The following is an 18,091-nucleotide window of genomic DNA, read 5'->3' on the forward strand; positions in this document are numbered from 1 at the left end:
CGGCTTCACCAACCTCGGCAACTACATCACCAGAAGCCTCCTGCACGCCGGAGGATTCAGACAAACCATACGGGAACGAATCTCACAACCATGAACCCGACACACACGAAAACCGGAAGAGCCGGCAATGTTGACCAATGTTGACCGGAGCCGTTTCGACACGGAAAACAAAAAGGGCGGAATCGTTGAAACTCCGCCCTTTTCTCGTCGGGCCGGCGGGACTTGAACCCGCGACCCCTTGACCCCCAGTCAAGTGCGCTACCAAGCTGCGCTACGGCCCGAACTGTGCTTTACGCACAAGTGGATACTTTACCACACTGTCGCCGAGTGCCAAATCATGGCGCGTCGCACTTCTGGGACGATCCTCCCCGCACTGGACGCGCGGTCGGCGGAACCGATGCGGCGGGTCGCGCGACGGTCCGTCCATGTCCGGACCGCGGGGCGGCGGATGATGAGCCGGAGCCCCGCGACGGCCCGTCCGCATCCGGCCCCGCGGCGCGCCGGGTACGCGTAGGCGCCCCGCACACGCGGTCGCGCATGCGGGGCGCCCGACGCCCGACGGCTACTTGCGGCGCTTCTTCTCGCGGATGTTCACCGAGATCTGGATCGGCGTGCCCTCGAATCCGAACTCCTCGCGCAGCGACCGCTCGAGGAACCGGCGGTAGCCGTGCTCCAGGAACCCGGTGGCGAAGATCACGAACCGCGGCGGACGGCTGGAGGCCTGCGTCGCGAACAGGATGCGCGGCTGCTTGCCGCCGCGCAGCGGATGCGGATGCGCGGCCTGCACGCGGCCGAGGAAGGCGTTGAGCTTGCCTGTGGGCACGCGCTGGTCCCAGGACTCCAGCGCCTTGCGCATCGCGTTGGCCAGGCGGTTGGTGTGCCAGCCGGTCTTGGCCGACAGGTTCACGCGCTGCGCCCAGGTCACGCGGTCGAATTCGGTGATCCACAGGCGCTCCAGGCGCTGCTTGTCGAACTCGTCCATCGCGTCCCACTTGTTGAACACGAGCACGATCGCGCGCCCGGCGTCCACGGCCTGGCTCATGACCTTGAGGTCCTGGTCGGAGATCGGCTGGGAGGCGTCGAACAGCACCAGCGCCAGCTCGGCGCGCTCGATGGCGGCCTGCGTGCGCAGCGACGAGTAGTAGTCGGCGCCGGAGACCTTGTGCAGACGGCGCTTGATGCCGGCCGTGTCGATGAACAGCCAGTCCTCGCCGTCGACGTTCACGATCTCGTCGACCGGGTCGCGCGTGGTGCCCGCCAGGTCGTTGACCACCGCGCGCTGCTCGTGCGCCAGCTGGTTGAGCAGCGACGACTTGCCGACGTTCGGCCGGCCCACCAGCGCCACGCGGCGCAGATGCGACGGGGTCAGGAAGCCCGAGGTCTTCTCGGCCTTGCGCAGCTTGTCGAGCGCGACGTCGAGCAGATCGCCCACGCCGCGGCCGTGCATCGCGGAGACCGGGTACGGCTCGCCCAGGCCCAGCTTCCAGAACTCGGCCGCCATGTACTCGCTTTCGCGGTCGTCGACCTTGTTCACCGCCAGCGTCACCGGCTTGCCGGAGGCGCGCAGCATCCTGACGATGCGCTCGTCGGTGGCGGTCAGGCCGACCTGCCCGTCGACGACGAGCACCACGGCGTCCGCCAGCTGCACGGCGATCTGCGCCTGGTCGGCGATCGCCGAGTCGATGCCCTCGACGTCGGTCTCCCAGCCGCCGGTGTCGACCAGCTTGAAGTCGGTGCCCGCCCACTCGGCGTCGTAGCTGACGCGGTCGCGGGTCACGCCGGGCGTGTCCTCCACGACGGCGGCGCGACGGCCGAGGATGCGGTTGACCAGCGTCGACTTGCCGACGTTCGGCCGGCCTACGATGGCCAGCACGCCCACGGCCTTCGGCGTGTAGCCGGCGTCGCCCACGTCGAACGACGAGCCGTCGATCAGCGCGGCGTCGCCCTCGTCGAGCTCGTACTCGGCGAGGTTCGCGGCGTAGCGCTCGTACTCCTGCTCCTCGACAGCCTGCTCGACCAGCGAGCCGAGCAGCTGCATCGTGTCCTCGAATCCCAGGTCGGAGTTGTCGATCGTGGTCACCCCGTCGGCGGCCTCCATGAAGCTCGTCACCTTGGAGTCGGCCCGGTCGCGCGCCGCCACGTCCTCGCCGCCGACGCCCTTGGACGCCTGGCCCGCGCGGCGCGCCTGGCGGACCTCCTCGCGCGCGGTCAGCAGCACGCGCACCTCGGCGTCCGGCGCCACCACGGTGGTGATGTCGCGGCCCTCGGCCACGATGCCCCGGCCGCCGGAGAACGAGTCCTCGGCCGCCTCGCGGGCGATGTAGGCGCGCTGCGCCGCGATCAGCACGTTGCGCACCGGGATGATGTTCGAGACCTTCGAGACGTGCGTGGAGACCTCGGAGGAGCGGATCGCGGCGCCGATGTCCTCGCCGTCGGCCAGCACCTTCGGGTCGTCCGGGTCGACGCCGATGTCGAAGTGCCCCCCGGTGAAGAACTCCCCCACCGTCTCGGTGATGCGGCGCTCGTTCACCGGCTCGGCGTCCAGGTCGATGCCCTGCCGCATGCACCACCAGGCGCAGGCGCGGTACATCGCGCCCGTGTCGAGGTACGCCAGCCCGAAGCGCCTCGCCAGCTCCTTGGAGGTCGTCGACTTGCCGACGCCCGCGGGTCCGTCAATCGCCACGCGAATCACAGTCCGACCTCCTTGGACAGGGAGCGCACCTCGGTCTGCGAGAGCACGCGGTACGAACCGGGCTTGAGGTCGCCGAGCTTGATCGGACCGATCTGCGTGCGCACCAGGCGCTTGACCGGGAAGCCGACCGCGCCGAAGATGCGGCGCACGATGCGGTTCTTGCCCGAATGCAGCACGACCTTGACCAGCGTGGTGTCGCGGGTGGCGTCGATGATCGCGCAGTGGTCCAGCTTGATCCAGCCGTCGTCGAGCTGCACGCCCTGCGTGACCAGGCGGCGGCACACCGTGCCGCTGATCCGGCCCTGCAGCGTGGCGATGTACGTCTTGGCGACCTCGTAGCGCGGGTGCATGACGTGCTGGCTGAGCTCGCCGTCGTTCGTCATCAGGATCAGACCCTCGGAGTCGTAGTCGAGGCGACCCATGTGGAAGATGCGCTCGTACTTGTCTCCGACGATGTCGCGCAGCGTGAACCGGCCCTTCGGGTCGTCCATCGTGCTCAGCACGCGGCGGGGCTTGTTCAGCGCGAGCGTGACATGGTTCGGGTTGATGCGCACCCGGGAACCGTCCACGCGGATCTGCTGGCGGTGCGGATCGACGCGCGTGCCGAGCTCGGTGACCAGCTCGCCGTCGACCTCCACGCGTCCTTCCTGGATGATCTCTTCACATTTTCTTCTGGAGCCGAATCCCGCCTGGGCCAGCAGCTTCTGCAGGCGGATTCCCTCGTTGTCGTCGTGCGCCTTGGCGGCGCGGGCATATGCGTGTGGCATCGTTCTCCCAACGTGGCCTGTGGTTGTCTTCGTTCGATATGTCGTTATAGGGTTGTCGGTCGTTGTGCGGGACGAATCCAGCAAAACGCAACCTTTCCATATTATCCTACCGCGAGGGCTGCTGCTACCATGGCAGTCGTTCGGCGGGGCGACCCGCGACCATGACCATACGAAGGATTGAATATGTCTGCTGCAGAGCAATCACAGACGACAAGCAGAGGGATGCGGGCGGGCGCGCTCGCGGTCCGCGTCGGGGCCGAGTTCGTCGGCAGCTTCCTGATCTGCTTCGGCATCTATGTCATCAGCACGATCGGTTCGGCGCTGTACGTCACGAATCTCGCGTACCTCGCCGTGGGCACCGGCCTGCTGTACGCGGCGGCGACCGTGGTGTTCGGCGGGGTCTCCGGGGCCCAGTTCAACCCGGCCGTGACGGTGGCCTCGATGCTGGCGTCCAAGACGCGTGTGCTGGACGGCGTGCTGTACATCGTCGCGCAGGTGCTGGGCGCGCTGCCGGCCGCCGCGCTGGTCTGCCACCTGCTGCCCACCTCGGACAGCGCTCCGCTGTCCATCTGGCTGACTCCCGCCGTCAACGGCTTCGACGGCGGTTCGGTGTCGTACTCGGGCCTGAGCCAGGTCGGCCTGTCGTCGTTCGGCGTCACGGCCGCCATCGCCGTCGAGATCGTCGCCGGCATCGTGATCGTCGGCGCCGCGATGCGCACCACCGGCGAGCACGGCGAGTCCTCCGCCGGGCACGCCGTCGCCATGGGCCTGGCCTACGGCGTGGGCGCCGCCGTCGCCTACCCGGTGACGGGCGCCGCGCTGAACCCCGCCCGCGCGACCGGCATCGCCGTCTTCGCGCAGAACCAGGGGCTGAGCCAGGAGCCGCTGGACCAGCTGTGGGTGTTCTGGGTCTGCCCGGTGCTGGCCGCCGCGCTGGTGGCGCTTCCGATGGTGATCGCCCAGATGATGGCGAGCTCGGCCGCCGCGCCGAAGCCCGTCGCGGCCGCGGCAGATGGCGCCGATGCGTCCGTCGTGTCCGATGGGCAGTGCGCCGCCGAGGGCGACGAGGCCGACGAGGCCACGGACGCGGACGTGCCGGCCGCGACGGGGAACGGGGCCGACGCCTCAGACGAGCATGAGGATGCTCACGTAGGTGACGATCAGGCCGACGCCCAGCGCGATCCCGATGAAGGCGTCGAAGCCCACTGACCGGACCTTCCACGGGCTGCGGTCGCGCAGCGCCAGACGGATGACCCCGGTGACGATGGCCGCCACGGCGATGATGACCGTGGCGGCCATCGTGTATCCAAGGAAGGCCACGACGGCCGCCACGACCACGACGATGGCCACGGCCCACTCGAACGCCGGCCTGCCCTCATGGGCCTCCGAAACGAAGGGGTGCTTGTCGTCCATGCGCGTGGCTCCTTAGGTGAACATGCGAAACGCGATATGCGATGGTGGCCCGTCCATGGGGAGCGGACCACCATCCAACAATACCAAGCGCGGGGACGCGCGATCCGCCGCGCCTCCGCCGATCAGTGGAAGAAGTGGCGGGTGCCGGTCAGGTACATCGTCACACCGGCCTTGCGCGCCGCCTCGATGACCTCCTCGTCGCGGATCGATCCGCCCGGCTGGACGATGGCCTTGACGCCGGCCTTGATGAGGATCTCGGCGCCGTCGGCGAACGGGAAGAACGCGTCGGACGCGGCGACCGAGCCGGTGGCGCGGTCCGCGCCGTCGGCCAGCGTGTTCGCGCGCTCGACCGCCAGGTTGCAGGAGTCGACGCGGTTGACCTGGCCCATGCCGATGCCGACCGTGGCGCCGTCGTGCGCCAGCAGGATCGCGTTCGACTTGACGCAGCGCACCGCGCGCCACGCGAACTCGAGCTCCTTGAGGGTCTCGGCGTCCGCCGGCTCGCCGGAGACGAGCTTCCAGGCGTCGGGGGCGTCGCCCGGCGCGTCGATCAGGTCGGTCGACTGCACGAGCAGGCCGCCGTCGATGGCGCGGAACTGCGTCCTGGCCCTCGGCGGCTCGGCCACCTTGAGGATGCGCAGGTTCTTCTTCTTGGTCTGCAGCAGCTCCAGCGCGGCGGGCTCGTAGTCCGGCGCGACGATGACCTCGGTGAAGATCGGGCGCACGCTCTCGGCCATTTCCAGCGTGACCGTGGTGTTGGCGGCGATGACGCCGCCGTAGGCGCTCATCGGGTCGCAGGCGTGGGCCTTGCGGTGCGCCTCGGCCGCGGTCGCGCCGACGGCCAGGCCGCACGGGTTGTTGTGCTTGACCACGGCGACGGCGATCTGCGGGGCGAAGTCCCACACGGCGCGCCACGCGGCGTCGGCGTCGACGTAGTTGTTGTAGCTCATCGGCTTGCCGCCGAGCTGCTCGGCGTGCGCGAAGCCGCCGCGGCTCAGCGGGTCGAGGTACAGCGCGGCCTGCTGGTGCGGGTTCTCGCCGTAGCGCAGCACATGCGCGCGGTCCCAGGTGCGCGTGTACGCGGCCGGGAACTTCGCCTCGTCGACCGGCTGCGCGTCGGCGGGCTCGGCGTCCTCGACGGTGGCGGGCTTCGGCCAGTGCTTCGAGGTCCACTCGGTGATCGTCGCGTCGTAGGCGGCGGTGTGCGCGAAGGCCTTGGCGGCCAGCCAGCGGCGCTCCTCCAGCGAGAATCCGGTGCCGTCGGCGATGCGGCGCGCCACGAGCGCATAGTCGGCCGGGTCGGTGACGATCGCGACGGTCGCGCTGTTCTTGGCCGCGCCGCGCACCATGGACGGCCCGCCGATGTCGATCTTCTCGATGGTGGCGGCCTCGTCGGCGCCGGAGCGCACGGTGTCGGCGAACGGGTACAGGTTCACGACGACCAGGTCGAAGGGCTTGATGCCCAGGCGCTCGAGCTGCGCGGCGTGGTCGGGGTTGGTCATGTCGGCGAGGATGCCGGCGTGGATGTGCGGGTCGAGGGTCTTGACGCGCCCGTCCAGGCTCTCCGGGAAGCCCGTGACCTCGGAGACCTCGGTGACGTTCACCCCGAGGTCGGCCAGACGCTTCGCGGTCGACCCGGTGGACACCACTTCGGTGCCGGCGGCGACGAAGGCCTGCGCGAGCACCTCGATGCCTTCCTTGTGGAAGACGGAGACCAGTGCCCGTCGGATCGGTCGGTTCGTAGTTGTCACCTTATTCCTCCTTGTTGGTTGGTTGCGGATTCACCACGCGCGGGATCGTGGTGGCTTCAGGGGACGATTTGGCCACGCGGGGCCGGCGCGCCGGGGCGCCGGCGTCGGCGGGTTCCCTCTTCGGGGCGTCGGCGCGCTCCGTGCCGGCATGCCGGGAATCGACGCGGCGCGGGGTGCGGCGCGCGCCGCCGTCGTGCGGGGCGTCGCCGCGGGAACCATCGTCACGGCGCTGGGCCGGATCGCCGGCTCCCGCGTCCCGTGGCTCGACGCGGCGTGAATCCACGCGGCGCGAACGCTTTCGGGAGACGGCGTCGTGGGCGTCGCCGCTGCGTGGTTCGGTGTCGCGGGACTTGACGTTGCGGGACTCGGTATCGCGGGACTCGGTATCGCCGTGGGCGTCGCCGCGGACCCCGGCATCGTGGGGCGCGGCGTCATGGACGGCGCTTATGACGACGGTGTCGTCGCCGGCCTGTGCGGGGCCGGCCTGCGCGGCGGCGCGGCGGCGCATCAGCCAGCGCACGCCGTACACCGTCGCGGCCGCGACGGCGACGAGCAGCCAGGCCATGAACAGTCCCAGCACGATCGGACGGATGACCGTGCGCGTCGAAACCATCACGTCGACGCCGACATGGGCGAGCCGGTCGAAGCCGAGCGAGCCGTTCGACACGGTGAACAGCAGCGTGAACGCCACCGACAGCAGCGCGCCGGACAGGCAGAACGCCAGCGCGGGCCGGACGAATTCGAGGATGCGACGGAGCGCATCCGGCCCGTCGTCGGGCGAGCCGGCGCGGATGCCGAAACCCCGCCCGGCGAGCATCGCCGCCAGCCCGCACGCCAGTCCGAGCGCGATCGGGGCGATCATCAGCGCGATGCGGATGGCGTCGTTGCCCACGGGCGCCGGGAACAGCCCGAACACCGGCACCGGCGGCAGATCGGCGGACTGCCCGACCCACAGGCTGAAGTCGGCGAGCTCGCCGATGGCGAAGCCGCCGCCGAACAGCCAGGAGACCGCCCAGATGCAGACGTTGGGCAGCCAGATGGCGCAGAACACCGTGGTCAGGACGCGTGACCCGGTCTGCATGCCGGACATCGCGAACACCTCGGCCACGGCCCTCCAGTCCAGCACGGCCCAGACGACGACCGTGACCAGGCCGCAGACCAGATAGACGAGCGCGACGACGGCCGCCGTCAGCACGCCGATGCGCACGGTGCGCCGCGCCTCGGCGCCGACGTGGCCTCGGTACCAGTCCAGGGCGAGGCTCGTCAGCGGCGAGCGGCCCAGCGCCGCCAGGGCGAATCCGACGCTGAACACGAGCGCGCATTTGGCCAGGATCAGCCACAGATCGTCGACGAACGCGAACGCGACGCCCTGCCTGAGCAGCAGGTTGAGCACCAGCCACGAGGCCAGGCCGGTCAGATAGGCGCGCCAGCCGCAGCCCAGGCGCAGCGCCAGTGACCGGACGACGCCGATCAGCAGCACGGTCAGCAGCAGCGGAACGATGGTCAGTCGCACGGATCCGATCTCGAATCCGGCGCCCTGGCTGAGCAGCACGACGGCCTCGGTGACCGGCACGGACAGCTCGGAGATGTTGTCGCCGCCCTCCTCCATCGCGATGACCAGCAGCATCAGGGAGATGAACAGCCCGAGGGCGACCGAGTACAGCACGAGGGCCACCGCCGACAGCAGCGGCCCCTTGAGCCAGTCCTTGAGATGCGGGGTCATGACGCGGCGAGTCCGGACAGTACGTCCCTCATGATGGCCGCGGTCTGGCCGGGCGTGCGGCCCACGCGGATGCCGACCGCCTCCAGGGCGTCCTTCTTGTCCTGGGCGGTGCCCTTGCCTCCGGACACGATGGCGCCCGCGTGCCCCATCTGCTTGCCCTCCGGCGCGGTGAAGCCGGCGATGTACGCGACGACCGGCTTGGTCATGTGCTCGGACGCCCAGCGGGCGGCCTCCTGCTCGGCGGAACCGCCGATCTCGCCGATCATGACGACGGCCTTGGTGTCGTCGTCGGCCTCGAAGGCCTCAAGCGCCTCCTGCAGCGTCGTGCCGACGATGGGATCGCCGCCGGCGCCCAGGCACGCGGTGAAGCCGATGTCGGACAGCTCCCCCATGAGCTGGTAGGTCAGGGTTCCGGACTTGGAGACCAGGCCGAGCGGGCCCCGGCGCACGATGCCGTCGGGGATGATGCCCAGGTTGACGCCGTGCCCGCCGGGCTCGGCCGGCAGCGTCAGCAGGCCCGGGCAGTTCGGGCCGACGATGCGCACGCCACGCCGCATCGCCAGCTCGACGAAGTACGCCGTGTCGGCGACCGGGATGCCCTCGGTGATGACGACGATCAGCTCGATGCCGGCCTCGACCGCCTCGACGACCGCGTCCTTGGCGAACCTCGGCGGGACGAACACGACGCTGGCCTTGGCTCCGGTGGCCGCCTTGGCGTCGCCGCAGGTCGCGTAGACCGGGATCGGTGCGTCGGCGCCCTCGCGTGCCCCCTCGAACACGACGCTGGTACCGGCCTTGCGCGGGTTGACGCCGCCGACGATGTTGGTGCCGGCCCTGAGCATGCGCGCGGTGTGGGTCATGCCCTGGTGCCCGGTCATGCCCTGGACGATGACCGGGGCGCCCTCCTCGATGAATGCCGTCATGCACGGGCCTCCTTGGCTTCGGCGGCGAGGCGGGCGGCCAGCTGCGCGGCCTGCTCCATCGTCTCGCACACATGGACGTTGGGATTGCTGGATGCGGCCAGGATCCGCAGACCCTCGGCGGCGGCGTTGCCGTCGAAGCGCACGACGAGCGGCTTGGCGCCGCCGAGCTCGTCGAGGGCCTCGAGGATGCCGCGGGCCACCTGCTCGCAGGAGGTGATGCCGCCGTAGACGTTGATGAACACCGACTCGACCTGCGGGTCGGAGAGCACGATCTCCAGGCTGTGGCGCATGACCTCGACCGAGGCGCCGCCGCCGATGTCGAGGAAGTTCGCCGGCCTGACGCCGGTGCCCTGCTCCTCGCCGGCGCCGGAGACCGCGTCGAGCGAGCTCATGACCAGGCCCGCGCCGTTGCCGATGACGCCGACCTCGCCGTGCAGATGCACGTAGTGCAGGCCGTGCTCGCTGGCCTGCCGCTCGAACGGGTCTGCCTGGACCGGGTCGTCGAAGCGCGCCCAACCGTCGTGGCGGAACGCGGCGTTGCCGTCCAGGGAGATCTTCGCGTCCAGCGCGCACAGCGACTTCGAGGACTCGTCGTCGGGGTCGCCGATCTTGGCCAGCGGGTTGATCTCCACCAGCGTGGCGTCGTTGTCTCGGAAGCAATGCCACATTTTGAGCAGGATCTGCGCGGCCTGCTCGACGTCCGCGTGGTAGAAGCCGATGCTTTCGGCCATGCGGCGGGCGGCGTCGATGTCGAACTCCCCCAGCGCCCCGATGTGCAGGCGCTTGACGGCCTCGGGATGCTCCCGGGCGATCTGCTCGACCTCGGTGCCGCCGTTGGCCGTGGCCAGCACGTCGAAGTCGCGCGAGGAGCGGTCCACGGAGATCGAGACGTAGTATTCGTGCAGGATGTTCTTGGCCTCGGCCACCAGCACGCCGCTGACCTTGTGGCCGTGGATGGTCATCGGCAGGATGCGCTCGGCCTCGAGGATCGCCTCGTCGCGGTCGTGTACCAGCTTGACGCCGCCCGCCTGGCCGCGGTGGCCGATCTTCACCTGCGCCTTGATGACGCAGGGGTAGCCGATGCGGTCGGCGGCCTGCGCCACCTCATGCGAATTCTGAGCGAATATGGCGTCCGGCGTGGGAATGCCCTGCTCGGCGAGCAGCTCCCTGGCCTGGTATTCGTATAGGTCCATTGGCCTTACCCCCTGAATTGCGATGGTTGTTGTGCCGATGCTGCGCCGATGGCCCGGCCGGTCAGGCCGGCATGGTGACCAGCGTGCTCAGCGGGTAGTCGGACAGCAGGGCCGTGCCCTGCAGGCCCTCGAGCTCCATGACGAAGCTGAATCCGGCCACCTCGCCGCCGCACTTCTCGATCAGGTCCGCCGCGGCCTTGGCCGTGCCGCCGGTGGCGATCAGGTCGTCGACGACCAGCACGCGCTGGCCCGGCGCGACGGCGTCGGTCTCGATCTCGATCGTGGCCTGCCCGTATTCGAGCGTGTAGCTCTCCCCCACGGTCTGCGGCGGCAGCTTGCCGGCCTTGCGCACCGCGACGAAGCCCTTGCCGAGGCGGGCCGCCAGCGCCGGGCCGAACAGGAAGCCGCGGGCCTCCAGCCCCGCCACCAGGTCGAACCGGTCGGCGGGGACCGGAAGCGCGGCCTCGAGCGCACGGATCAGGATGTCCAGCCCCCGCGCGTCGGCCAGCACCGGCATGAAGTCGCGGAAGATGATCCCCTCCTTGGGGAACCCCGGAATCGAACGGATCAGGGACACCACATGCGCGGCGTCCTCATCCCCCACCAGATCCAATTTGCTGATACGAATATCGGACTGTGCCGTCATACGCTGCGCCTGTGCCTTTCTCTCGTGCCGCCGTGGGTCCCGCCGGTCCGCCGTTACTTCCGCTGGTCGTCGGCCTCGGCCGCGTCCACGGCTGCGGCCTCGACGACGGTCTCGGTCTCGACGTCCCCGGTCTCGACGATCTGGGACGACTCGATGACCGCCTGGTCGACGGGAACCTGCGCCTCGTCGTCCTCGTCCTGCGGCAGCGGGTTGCCGTCCTCGTCCACCTCGTCGTCGTGCACGTAGGCCGGACGGGTGTACTCGCGGCTGATGGCGTTGAATCCGAAGCGCATCAGCGAGCCCTCGGAGTCGATGACGATCTCCTCGTACTCGGCATCGACGGACACGACCTTGCCGATGACGCCGCCGATCGTGATGATCTCGGTGCCCGGCTGCAGGTTCTCCCGGAAGTCCTTGCGCTCCTGCTGCTGCTGCTTCGCCTTGCGCGACTGCCACCACATCATGGCGATCAGGGCAACGAGAACGACGATCATGATCACAATATCCACGGTATGAACTCCTTACGTGGGTAGGCGCCGCGAAGCGCTCCGTGCAATGTCCAAAACTCAGATTTTAGAATAGCTTGCTGACATCATCCTGGGGCCGCAGGCCGAGATGTTCCCACGCCTTGGCCGTCGCCACACGCCCCTTGGGCGTGCGCATCAGGAATCCCTCGCGGACCAGGTACGGCTCGCAGACCGTCTCGACGGTCTCGGACTCCTCGCCGACCATGGCCGCGAGGTTGTTCAGCCCGACCGGACCGCCGTTGAAGTTCCTGACGATGGCGTTGAGCACGGCGATGTCGAGCCGGTCCAGCCCCTCCGTGTCGATCTGGTACAGCGCCAGCGCCTCGCATACGTCGTCGGGGCCGACGACGTCCAGATCGTGGACGACCGCCCAGTCGCGGACGCGGCGGAGCAGCCGGTTCGCGATGCGCGGCGTGCCGCGGGACCTGCGGGCGAGCTGCGCCGACGCGCCCTCGGCCAGCGCCACGCCGAGCACGGCCGACGAACGCTCGATCAGCTTCTCCAGCTCCTCGTGCGGGTAGAAGTCGAGATGCGCGGTGAACCCGAAGCGGGCGCGCAGCGGCGAGGGCAGCATGCCCTCGCGGGTCGTGGCGCCGATTACGGTGAACCGCGGCAGGGTCAGCGGGATCGATGTGGCGCCCGGGCCCTTGCCCACCATCACGTCCACGCGGAAGTCCTCCATCGCGATGTAGAGCAGCTCCTCCGCGGGGCGCGGCAAGCGGTGGATCTCGTCGATGAACAGCACCTCGCCGGCGTCCAGCGAGCTCAGGATCGAGGCCAGGTCGCCGGCGTGCTGGATGGCCGGGCCCGAGGTGACGCGGATCGGCACGCCGAGCTCGTTCGCCACGATCATCGCCAGCGTGGTCTTGCCCAGGCCCGGAGGGCCCGCGAGCAGGATGTGGTCGGGCGGCACGTCGCGCTTGCGCGCCGCGTCCAGGAACAGCTGCAGCTGGGCCTTGAGCCGGGGCTGGCCGATGAAGCCGTCCAGCACATGGGGGCGCAGCTCCTCGTCGCTCACCGGCTCGTTGCCGATCGGCGTGGCCGACACCATGCGCAGCGACTCCTCGTTCGCCCCGGTGTTGTCCTGGGGCTGCACGTCGTTGTCCGTCATCGTCGCCGTTCACCTACCTTCCGCGATCGAGCGAGGCCAGCGCGAGCTTGAGCACGCGCGGGACGTCCTGGTCCGCAAGCGGCGTCGCGATGTCCGCGTCCCGGCACACCTCGCGCACGGCGTGCTCGGCGTCCTGCTGCCGCCAGCCGAGCGAGACCAGGCCTTCGACGACCTGCAGGGAGCCCGTGTCGGGGCGCGGCGCGGCCGCCTGGGCCGCGCCCTCGATCTGCGAGAGGTCGATCGAGCCCTTGAGCTCGAGGATGATCTTCTGCGCGCCCTTCCGGCCCAGTCCGGGGGCCTTCGACAGCGCCGCGGCGTCGCCGTCCGCGACGGCGCGCGCCAGCCGGTCCGGCGGCAGCGTCGAAAGCAGCGACAGCGCCACCTTGGGGCCGATGCCGCTGACCTTCTGCAGCTGCAGGAACATGCGCTTCGACGCGGGGGTCAGGAAGCCGTACAGCGTGACGGCGTCCTGCGAGACGTTCAGCGACGTGTACACGCGCACGTCCTGCCCCGCGTGCAGCGACGACAGATCGGCCGCCGGCATGCGCGCCTCGTAGCCGACCCCTCCGACGTCGATCAGCGCCGTGGCGGCGTCCACCGCCTCGACGCGCCCGGTGAGCATCCCGATCATCGTTCACCTCCGATCATCCGATTCGAACATCTGTTCGACAGTCTACATGTCCCGCCGGACGCCACGCCGACGCGCGGCCTGTTGCGTCGCCTCCGCCCACCGGCGCTGCGCGGCGGTGAGGTGCTGCTCGCGTTCGCCGCCCTGCAGCGCCCCCTGCGGGCGCAGGGCGTGGCAGATCGCGACGGCCAGCGCGTCGGCCGCGTCCGCCGGCTTCGGCGGGGCGTTCAGTCCCAGGATGCGGGCCACCATGCGCTCCATCTGCGGCTTCTCGGCCTTGCCGTTGCCGGTGATGGCGAGCTTGGACTCCGTCGGGGTGTGCAACGCGACCGGGATGCCGCGCTGCGCCGCGGCGAGCATCGCCAGGCCGGCCGCCTGCGCGGTGCCGAGCACGGTGTTGCGGTTCTCCTGCGCGAACACGCGTTCGATGGAGACCACGTCGGGCACGAACCGCTCGATCTTGCCGACCAGGCCGTCGTAGATCGCCAGCAGCCGCAGGTCCTGCGACAGCTTCGGGTCCGAGCGCACGATGTCGACGTGGATAAAGGAAAGCCGGCGGGGTGCGCCGGCTTCTATCACGCCGACCCCGCAGCGGGTGAGCCCGGGGTCGACGCCCATGATGATCACTGGGGATTACTCCTCGTCCAGCTGGGCCATGACCTCGTCGGAGGCGGTCCAGTTGCTGTAGATGTTCTGCACGTCGTCGAGGTCGTCGAGGTTGTCGATGAGCTTGGAGACCTTCTGGGCGTCCTCGAGGCTCAGCTCGACCTCGTTCTTGGGGCTCTGCACCAGGTCGGCGGAGTCGTAGTCGATGCCGGCGTCCTGCAGGGCCTTGCGCACGGCCACCATGTCGCTCGGCTCGGTGATGACGGTGTAGACCTCGCCGTCGTCGGAGACGTCGTCGGCGCCGGCCTCGGCCGCGATCTCGAACAGGTTGTCGTAGTCCACGCCCTCGGCGGGCACCACGATCTGGCCCTTGCGCTCGAAGTTGAAGCTCACCGAGCCGGTGGTGGCGAGCGACCCGCCGCCCTTGGTCAGCGTGGAGCGCACGTCGGCGGCCGCGCGGTTGCGGTTGTCGGTCAGGCACTGGATGATCAGGCCGACGCCCGCCGGGGCGTAGCCCTCGTAGACGATCTCCTCGTAGTTGGCGCCGCCCGCCTCCTCGCCGGAGCCGCGCTTGACGGCGCGCTTGATGTTGTCGGCCGGCATCGAGGCCTTCTTGGCCTTGACGATCGCGTCGTACAGCGTCGGGTTGCCGTCCGGGTCGCCGCCGCCAAGGCGGGCCGCGATCTCGATGTTCTTGATGAGCTTGGCGAACAGCTTGCCGCGCTTGGCGTCGATGGCGGCCTTCTTGTGCTTGGTGGTCGCCCACTTGGAATGACCTGACATAATGCTCCTCGCAGTAGACGGATGGTATGCAAACGAAACGATTGTAAGGCGGTTCGCTGACAAAGCGCGGATTTCGCATCAGAAGAAACCGTCGGGCGCCCCCGTGCGCGCGGCCATGCGGACGAATGCCGGGCGCAGGTCCCGCCGCCGCCAGCGGATCGTGACGGCGCCCGCGAAGGCCGTCGCGGCAACGGCCGTCCACAGTGGCGCGCGCTCGGGCGCGACGATCACGGTCAGCGGGGATATCGCGGCGATCTGCGGCCATGATCCCGCCAGCACGGCGGCCGCATACATGACACAGGCGATTACCGTGCCCGACAGCCCGCCGAAGATGGTCGTGGAGGCGATGGCGATCGCCGCGTACAGCAGGCCGATTCCCCACTCCCCCATGATCGTCCGCCCGTCGAGCGATTCCGCCAGACATCCCGGGCGGACACAATACAGGTCGAACCTCGGCACGACATGGCCGGGCGCCAGCGCCAACGCCAGATGCGTGAGCGCGGCCGTCGACGCCGCGCACCCTCCCATCAGCGCGACGAAGACCGCGTCGAAGGCGCGTGGACGCCGTACGGCCATGTCGTCGGCATCGGGGTTGGCCGGCGAGCACAGGGCGACGACGCCGATGGCCGTCAGCGGCGGCACCACGGTGCCCGTCCCCAACGGCAGGCTGGCATGCCCTCCCAGCAGGTACGTGTCGAAGGCGACGTCCCACCCCAGATAGCAGGCGACGGCCGCAATCGCCAGCGCCAGCGCGGCGGCCCCGGCGCGACGTCCGAGCAGGAACAGCCGGATGTCCGTCATCGCGGCGCACACGCCCGTCATGGCAACGCCTCCGGCGTGACCGTGCAACTCAGTATGGCCTGACGGTTCCGCATATACCAATCTGCAAAACGCTCGTCGTCCAAGGCCGCCAGCCGGCTCCGCCGCGGATCCGGAACCACGTCGCCCGTCGTCTCGTCGATGCCGAACGGGGTCGCCTCCCCTCCCGACCGGGTGCTCAGCTCGTCGCGCACCAGCCGAATGACCGCGGTGGGGGCGTCATCGCCGACGGGGCCGTCATACCGGGGGCAGGCATCGTACCCGGCGAACCTCGCCAACAGGCCCTCGCGTACCGACTCGTCGACGCTCTCCGCATCCGCCCGTCCGGACGGGGCTCCGACGATGACGGCGCCGGTGTCGTTCGCCGCGGCCACCGGGGATTCGACCAGCCGGATCGGTTCGTCCCAGCCGGTCAGTTCCACGAACCGGCCGGATAGTTCGAATGCCCGCCGCCGGATTGACTCGTCCGCGGGGTGGAGGCATACGGTGATGGTTCCGTCGACGTCCGTGGTGCATCGTGCGTTCGCCTGGTCGGGTTCCACCAGGGTGACCGGATGAATGACCACCGCGATGACCGCGATCGCGGCGATGGTCGATCCGCACCATATGCCGGGGACGTTCCGGATCCGGCGCCCGGCCACGTGCGCTCGCGCCGCCTCGTACGCGACGGACGCGACGATCAGATACAGCGCGATGCGCAGTACGTTCGCCTGCCACGTGACGAGCCAGCCGGGTTCCGGAAACTCGTTGAACCATACCAGGGCGGGCGCGAGGATCGAGGAACGGTTCGCCAGCACGGTGTAATTGAGCGCCAACGGGAGCCATGCGGCGGCCAACACCACACCGACCGCCACAAGCGTGACCCGGCGCTTCGGCATGATGACGCCGAACCACACCGAGACCGCGCCGACCATCACCAGTCCGGCGACCGCAGCGCAGAGGGTCAGCAGATCGATGAAACCGAACGTGGCCCGCGCCGCCGTGCATATGCACAACGGCATCAGCCCGGCCAGATATCCCAAGACCGCAACGACGGCGGTGACGCGCATGACATGGCCGACCATCCGGACGATGCCGCGCGCCGGGAGTCTGCCGATGACGACGTTATCCGGACGGAGCGCCCAAGCCCACACCGTCGCGGATGCGGCGATAAGCAGCGATGGCAGAACGACGGATTCCCTGCAGGCGACGGCGAACGACGACCATCGCGGCACCGACGCGGTCAGGTAGCCGAACGTCTGCGCCAGGGTCGCGAACATGACGGCGACGGCGGCGAGCAGTCTGCCTGTGACGGAAGGCCAGACGGCGTCTTGCGGCGTATGTCCCGGGGCTGCGAGGGATGCCGTCGTCATAGGTGCTCCTTGAGAAATCGTTCGATGTCGGCGACGGCGGGTGCGGATCCCGGAACACTCGACAACCGGTCGGGCGTCTCGTCGAAGACCAGCCGTCCGGCGGACAGGATGAGCAGATGATCGGCGTGCGTGACGGATTCGTCGATGACATGGGTGCTGAACAGCACTGCCGCCGAGGTCGCGATCCGTCGCAGACCCTCACGGATCCGCGCACGATGCAGCGGGTCGAGCCCCGCCATCGGCTCATCCAGCAGCAGGATCGAAGGCCGGTGGGCCGTTGCGCAGGCGAGCGCAAGGCGGTGGCGCTGCCCTCCCGACAGCGACCGCGCCCTGCGCGTGCGTTCCCGGGACAGGCCCACCACGTCGATGGCTCGCGTCGCCGCGCCGTCGACGTCCCCGGACGGCACGCCGTGCGCCCAGGCGGCGTAGCGGACGTTGTCGAACACGGTGGCGGATTCCAGCAACGTGAACCGCTGCGGCAGATACCCAAGCGATCCCAGGACGGCGTCACGCCCCGCGGGCGACAACGCGTCGTGACCGTCGAGCGACACGGATCCCGCGTCGGGGAGCCGCAGCGTGGCCAGCACCTGCATCAACGTCGTCTTGCCGGCCCCGTTGACGCCCAATAGGGCGGCCGATCCACGGCCGAGCCGGAACGACACCCGCGACAGCGCCGTGGCGCCGTTCCGGCAGCGGACCGTCAGGTTCCCGCACTCGACGCACGGAGGGCGAGACGGACGGGATGGCTTGCCGTCAATCAAAACGTCAGCCTATCCGAATGAAAGACCGCGCCGTCATCGGTTTGTGTCTGAGTGAAATAGACATGGCCGGTTGTTCCCCATATGCTGAGTTCCCTTGTTTCATTGGCTGCTGAGAACGAAATTCTGGATAGTTCCTGATCTGGCCACATGGCAATATGTCGCCGAGCTTGAACTGTGACATTTTTTGCTGTAGAGCATCCTTGCCTGCCACCTTGGAAGATGGCATAGTTACCATCTTTCCATACGTTGGCCACCAACGCGCAGGCGCGCGGAGATGGCTCTTCCTCGGCTGATGCCGTAGGTGTTGTCATTGCTAGACCCATGAGCAATGAGGTGGTCGCCAGCATGGCGATTGTACTCTTTCTTGCGGAGATCATCATTGTTTCTTCCGGAGGT

The 18,091-nt window shown here is 69.2% G+C and carries 18 protein-coding genes and 1 tRNA gene; 1 reads left to right on the plus strand and 18 read right to left on the minus strand.

Annotated features, from left to right (window positions below; genetic code table 11):
- Positions 1 to 207 precede the first annotated feature (207 nt).
- The 3 genes from KIH73_RS04605 to KIH73_RS04615 all read right to left on the minus strand — a co-directional run bounded on the left by KIH73_RS04605 (position 208) and on the right by KIH73_RS04615 (position 3,459).
- Positions 208 to 281, minus strand: a tRNA-Pro gene (locus KIH73_RS04605).
- Positions 282 to 562: 281 nt separating this feature from the next.
- The gene (gene der, locus KIH73_RS04610) at positions 563 to 2,692 is read right to left on the minus strand and encodes a bifunctional cytidylate kinase/GTPase Der (RefSeq protein ID WP_219081061.1); all 2,130 of its coding nucleotides are present in this window, start codon (positions 2,690 to 2,692) and stop codon (positions 563 to 565) included.
- Entirely contained in the window at positions 2,689 to 3,459 is a 771-nt protein-coding gene (locus tag KIH73_RS04615) for a pseudouridine synthase (protein ID WP_219081063.1), read from the minus strand. The genes der and KIH73_RS04615 overlap by 4 nt, the downstream gene beginning before the upstream one ends.
- Before the next feature lie 183 nt (positions 3,460 to 3,642).
- Here KIH73_RS04615 and KIH73_RS04620 point away from each other — a divergent pair, with 183 nt between their 5' ends.
- Complete coding sequence (locus KIH73_RS04620; RefSeq protein WP_219081065.1) at positions 3,643 to 4,668, plus strand: MIP/aquaporin family protein; 1,026 nt, start codon at positions 3,643 to 3,645, stop codon at positions 4,666 to 4,668.
- On the opposite strand, the gene KIH73_RS04625 is transcribed toward KIH73_RS04620, so the two are convergent.
- The 15 genes from KIH73_RS04625 to KIH73_RS04695 form a co-directional block, all read right to left on the minus strand.
- A complete protein-coding gene (locus tag KIH73_RS04625; RefSeq protein WP_219081067.1) occupies positions 4,585 to 4,872 on the minus strand; it encodes a DUF3017 domain-containing protein in 288 nt (95 codons plus the stop codon). The two genes, KIH73_RS04620 and KIH73_RS04625, sit on opposite strands and share 84 nt — an antisense overlap.
- 122 nt (positions 4,873 to 4,994) lie before the next feature.
- Positions 4,995 to 6,623, minus strand: coding sequence for a bifunctional phosphoribosylaminoimidazolecarboxamide formyltransferase/IMP cyclohydrolase (purH, locus tag KIH73_RS04630; protein ID WP_219081069.1), 1,629 nt, complete (start codon positions 6,621 to 6,623; stop codon positions 4,995 to 4,997).
- 1 nt (position 6,624) lies between these two features.
- Entirely contained in the window at positions 6,625 to 8,346 is a 1,722-nt protein-coding gene (locus tag KIH73_RS04635; RefSeq protein ID WP_219081071.1) for a cell division protein PerM, read from the minus strand.
- Complete coding sequence (gene sucD, locus KIH73_RS04640) at positions 8,343 to 9,269, minus strand: succinate--CoA ligase subunit alpha (protein ID WP_219081073.1); 927 nt, start codon at positions 9,267 to 9,269, stop codon at positions 8,343 to 8,345. The genes KIH73_RS04635 and sucD overlap by 4 nt, the downstream gene beginning before the upstream one ends.
- Complete coding sequence (gene sucC, locus KIH73_RS04645) at positions 9,266 to 10,462, minus strand: ADP-forming succinate--CoA ligase subunit beta (protein ID WP_219081075.1); 1,197 nt, start codon at positions 10,460 to 10,462, stop codon at positions 9,266 to 9,268. The genes sucD and sucC overlap by 4 nt, the downstream gene beginning before the upstream one ends.
- Positions 10,463 to 10,523: 61 nt before the next feature.
- On the minus strand, positions 10,524 to 11,108 hold the full coding sequence (locus KIH73_RS04650) for an adenine phosphoribosyltransferase (protein ID WP_219081077.1): 585 nt from the start codon (positions 11,106 to 11,108) through the stop codon (positions 10,524 to 10,526).
- A 53-nt stretch (positions 11,109 to 11,161) separates the two neighbouring features.
- Positions 11,162 to 11,602: a preprotein translocase subunit YajC gene (gene yajC / locus KIH73_RS04655; protein WP_219081199.1), complete on the minus strand. Its 441-nt coding sequence runs from the start codon at positions 11,600 to 11,602 to the stop codon at positions 11,162 to 11,164.
- A 79-nt stretch (positions 11,603 to 11,681) separates the two neighbouring features.
- On the minus strand, positions 11,682 to 12,746 hold the full coding sequence (ruvB, locus tag KIH73_RS04660) for a Holliday junction branch migration DNA helicase RuvB (protein ID WP_219081079.1): 1,065 nt from the start codon (positions 12,744 to 12,746) through the stop codon (positions 11,682 to 11,684).
- Between the two features lie 13 nt (positions 12,747 to 12,759).
- The gene (gene ruvA / locus KIH73_RS04665) at positions 12,760 to 13,377 is read right to left on the minus strand and encodes a Holliday junction branch migration protein RuvA (RefSeq protein ID WP_219081081.1); all 618 of its coding nucleotides are present in this window, start codon (positions 13,375 to 13,377) and stop codon (positions 12,760 to 12,762) included.
- Between the two features lie 42 nt (positions 13,378 to 13,419).
- A complete protein-coding gene (gene ruvC / locus KIH73_RS04670; protein ID WP_219081083.1) occupies positions 13,420 to 14,001 on the minus strand; it encodes a crossover junction endodeoxyribonuclease RuvC in 582 nt (193 codons plus the stop codon).
- A 6-nt stretch (positions 14,002 to 14,007) separates the two neighbouring features.
- A complete protein-coding gene (locus KIH73_RS04675) occupies positions 14,008 to 14,763 on the minus strand; it encodes a YebC/PmpR family DNA-binding transcriptional regulator (RefSeq protein ID WP_219081084.1) in 756 nt (251 codons plus the stop codon).
- A 78-nt stretch (positions 14,764 to 14,841) separates the two neighbouring features.
- Complete coding sequence (locus KIH73_RS04680) at positions 14,842 to 15,585, minus strand: hypothetical protein (RefSeq protein ID WP_219081086.1); 744 nt, start codon at positions 15,583 to 15,585, stop codon at positions 14,842 to 14,844.
- A complete protein-coding gene (locus KIH73_RS04685) occupies positions 15,582 to 16,934 on the minus strand; it encodes a hypothetical protein (protein WP_219081088.1) in 1,353 nt (450 codons plus the stop codon). The genes KIH73_RS04680 and KIH73_RS04685 overlap by 4 nt, the downstream gene beginning before the upstream one ends.
- Positions 16,931 to 17,695, minus strand: a complete 765-nt coding sequence (locus KIH73_RS04690) for an ABC transporter ATP-binding protein (protein ID WP_219081090.1) — start codon at positions 17,693 to 17,695, stop codon at positions 16,931 to 16,933. The genes KIH73_RS04685 and KIH73_RS04690 overlap by 4 nt, the downstream gene beginning before the upstream one ends.
- Positions 17,692 to 18,042 (minus strand): hypothetical protein, encoded by a 351-nt coding sequence (locus KIH73_RS04695; protein ID WP_219081092.1) that lies wholly within the window; start codon positions 18,040 to 18,042, stop codon positions 17,692 to 17,694. Before KIH73_RS04695 ends, KIH73_RS04690 begins: the two co-directional genes overlap by 4 nt.
- Positions 18,043 to 18,091: the final 49 nt, after the last annotated feature.

Source organism: Bifidobacterium phasiani (assembly GCF_019331775.1).
Lineage (GTDB): Bacteria > Actinomycetota > Actinomycetes > Actinomycetales > Bifidobacteriaceae > Bifidobacterium > Bifidobacterium phasiani.